The 3,854-nt window shown below is 69.3% G+C and carries 1 pseudogene; it reads right to left on the bottom strand.

Annotated elements, in window-relative coordinates:
* A pseudogene (locus ACZ6O5_RS31200) lies at positions 1-3,849 on the bottom strand (type I polyketide synthase); the annotation flags it as partial.
* Positions 3,850-3,854: the final 5 nt, after the last annotated feature.

The raw sequence follows: 3,854 nt of genomic DNA, 5'->3' as shown, positions 1-3,854 counted from the left end.
CCAGTCCTGGACCCACCCCAACACCAACCCGCTCGCCACATGCGTAGCCTCGACAACACCCACAGCATCGCCCGCAGCCGGTAGCTCTGCCACCATGACCGGAGGCAGCTCACCACCAACCTGCCCATGCCACGCCCAGACCAGTTCGGCAGTCACCGACGCGGTGTCGGGTTCCGCGCCTGGCAGCGGCACCCACTCCACCGCGAACAGTGACTGCGCCGCATCCGGCGCCCCGGCGGCGAGTTGGTCGGTGGTCACCGGCCGCAGCACCAGCGAGTCCGCGGTCAGGACCGGCTGGCCGGCGGTGTCGAACACCGCCACCGCGATAGCCCCATCGTCGGCCGGTGTGAGCCGGACCCGTAGCGTGGTCGCTCCGGTCGCGTGCAGCCGCACCCCGCTCCATGCGAACGGCAACACCGCCCCGCCATCGTCGTCGCCGAGCAGCCCGGTCAACCCGATCGGGTGCAGCGCAGCGTCCAACACCGCCGGATGCAACCCGAATCCGTCGGCTGCGTCCTGCTCGGGCAGTGCCACCTCCGCGTACACATCCCGGTCGGAACGCCATACCGCCCGCAGACCTTGGAACACCGGCCCGTACACGTACCCGCCGTCAGCCAACCGCTCGTACAACCCGTCAACAGCCACCGGCCGCGCGTCGGCCGGTGGCCACTGCCCCAACCCGGACGGCACCCGGCCGGCCTGCGGGCTCAACACACCCGTGGCATGCCGAGTCCACGAACCCTCCGCGCCTTCTGGTCGGGAGTACACGTTGACCGGCCGTCGGCCGTCCTGGTCGGGGTCACCGACCCACACCTGCACCTGCACCCCGCCCTGCTCGGGCAGCAGCAACGGCGTCTGCAGCGTCAACTCCTCCACCGAGGCACAACCCACCTGGTCCCCGGCGTACACCACCAACTCCACGAACGCCGTGCCCGCCAACAACACCGAACCCAACACCACGTAATCGGCCAGCCACGGCTGCGCCGACACCGACAACCGGCCGGTCAACACCACCCCGTCTCCATCAGCCAACGACACCGCCGCACGCAACAACGCATGATCAGCCGAACCCAGCCCCAACACCCGTGCATCGCCCACACCAGCCGCCACCGTCTGCGGCCAGAACCGCTGATGCTGGAACGGGTAGGTAGGCAACTCAGCCCGCAGCGCGATGGCCCCGCCCACCGCCACGCCCACACCCATGGCCTCGGCCGGACCGGCACTCGTGCCGAGCAGTAGCGGCCAGTCCACGGTCCCGCCGTGTACGTGAACACCGGCGACCGCGGTCAGTAACGTCTGCGGCTCGTCGCGGTCGGCGCGCATCGCTGGCAGCCACACCCCTGCATCGGGGGTGTCGGTGTCGGCCATTGAGGTCAGCGTGCCGTCCGGGCCCAGTTCGAGGAAGATATCCACGCCCTGCTCAAGCAGGGCGGTCACCGCGCCGTGGTACCGCACCGTCTGGCGGGTGTGTGTCAGCCAGTATTCGGGCTCGGTCACATCCGCACCCGGAGTGCCGGACACCACCGGGATGGTCGGCTCCCGCCAGGACACCTCGGCCAACACGTGGGCGAAGTCGGCCAGCATCGGCTCCATCAACGGCGAATGGAACGCGTGACTGACCCGCAACCGCCGCGCCTTACCACCTCCATCTCGCCACCGCTGCGCCAACTCCAACACCACGGTCTGATCACCGGAAATCACCGTGGAACGAGGACCGTTGACCGCCGCGACGCCCACCAAATCGGTATGCCCCGCGATCAACTCCTGCGTTTCAGCATCACTGGCGGTCAACGCCACCATGGCACCACCAGCAGGAAGCGCCTGCATCAACCGGCCCCGCGCGGCCACCACCGCCACCGCATCAGCCAGATCCCACACCCCAGCCACATGAGCCGCACTCAACTCACCAATCGAATGCCCCGCCAAACACTGCGGGGCCACCCCCCACGAGCCGAGCAGCCGGTACAACGCCACCTGCACCGCGAACAGCCCGGCCTGGGTGTACATCGTCTGATCCAATAGCTGCGGCTCGCCCGCGACCACGTCCCGCAACGACCGCTCGAGATGCTGGTCGAAGGACGCGCAGACCTCATCGAACACTTCAGCGAACACCGGATACGCCTCATACAAGCCCAGACCCATCCCGACCCGCTGACTACCCTGCCCGGAAAACACCACCGCCAACCGACCCGACCCCGCGACCCCGGCAACCACTCCCGGCGCCTGGCCACCGGAGGCCAGCGCCTGCAACCCGTCCACCAACGCCGACCGATCCTGGCCGAGCACCACACCCCGATGCGCGAACCCGGTCGCCCGGCCGTCCACCAACGCCCGCCCCACCGCCACCGGATCCACCTCGGGCCGGTCGACCACGAACTCGGCCAACCGCTGCGCCTGCGCCCGCAACGCCACCTCAGACTTAGCCGACAACAACCACGGCACCACCCCGCCCGGCAGCGTCGGCGGCTCCTGGCCCGAGGCCGCCGGGTCAACCGGTGTGTCCCGCGGCGGCTCAAACGGTTCGGCCTCCTGCAGGATCTCGATCGGTTCGGTCTCCTCCAGGATGAGGTGAGCGTTGGTACCGCTGAGTCCGAACGACGACACCCCAGCGCGTCGTGGCCGGCCGTTGACCGGCCACGGCGTGGCCTCGGTCAGCAGACGCACCGCTCCAGCCGACCAGTCCACATGCGTGGACGGGGTGTCCACGTGCAGCGTCTTGGGCATCAGGCCGTGCCGCATCGCGAGGACCACCTTGATGATCCCGGCGACACCCGCGGCCGCCTGGGTGTGGCCGATGTTCGACTTCACCGACCCCAACCGCAACGGTTGCTCCGGCGGTCGATCTTGGCCGTAGGCGGCGATAAGAGCCTGCGCCTCGATCGGGTCACCGAGGGTGGTGCCCGTGCCGTGCGCCTCCACCACGTCCACCTCGCCCGGCGACAACCGCGCATTCGCCAAGGCCTGACGGATCACCCGTTGCTGCGACGGCCCGTTCGGGGCACTCAACCCGTTGGAGGCGCCGTCCTGGTTGACCGCGCTGCCCCGCAGCACCGCCAACACCCGATGCCCCCGCCGACGGGCATCCGACAGTCGTTCCAACACCAGAATTCCGACACCCTCACCCCAACCCGTACCGTCCGCCGCGTCCGCGAACGGTTTGCACCGCCCGTCAGCGGCCAACCCGCCCTGGCGGGAAAACTCCACAAACGCTCCGGGCTTGGCCATCACCGCTACACCGCCGGCCAGGGCCATCGAACACTCACCCGACCGCAACGCCTGCGCCGCGAGATGCACCGCGACCAACGACGACGAACACGCCGTGTCCACCGACACCGCCGGGCCCTCCAAGCCCAGGGTGTACGCCACCCGCCCCGACATGACACTCGCCACGTTGCCGGTCAGGAGATGCCCCTCGCTACCGGTCTGCGCGTCACCGATCACCGAGATGTAGTCCTGCCCGGCGGCGCCGACATATACACCGGTGTCCGAACCGCGCAGCCCCGAGGGGTCGATCCCGGCCCGCTCCAACGCCTCCCAGGAAACCTCCAGCAGCAGCCGCTGCTGCGGATCCATCGCCACGGCCTCCCGGGGACTGATCCCGAAGAACCCCGCATCGAACAACGCCGCACCAGCCAGGAACCCACCCTTACGCGCAAAGTCGCTCCCCGACCCCGCCGGATCCGGGTCATCTGACGACCCGACATCCCAACCCCGATCCACGGGGAACTCACCCACCGCGTCAACACCATCGACCAGCAGCTGCCAGAACTCCTCCGGGTCACCGACCCCACCCGGATACCGACACCCCATCCCCACGATCGCCACCGGCTCGACGCTGGCGGCCTCCAGGGCCT

This window comes from Micromonospora sp. NPDC049201, assembly GCF_055586805.1.
This window is presented reverse-complemented; position numbering and strand designations above follow the sequence as displayed.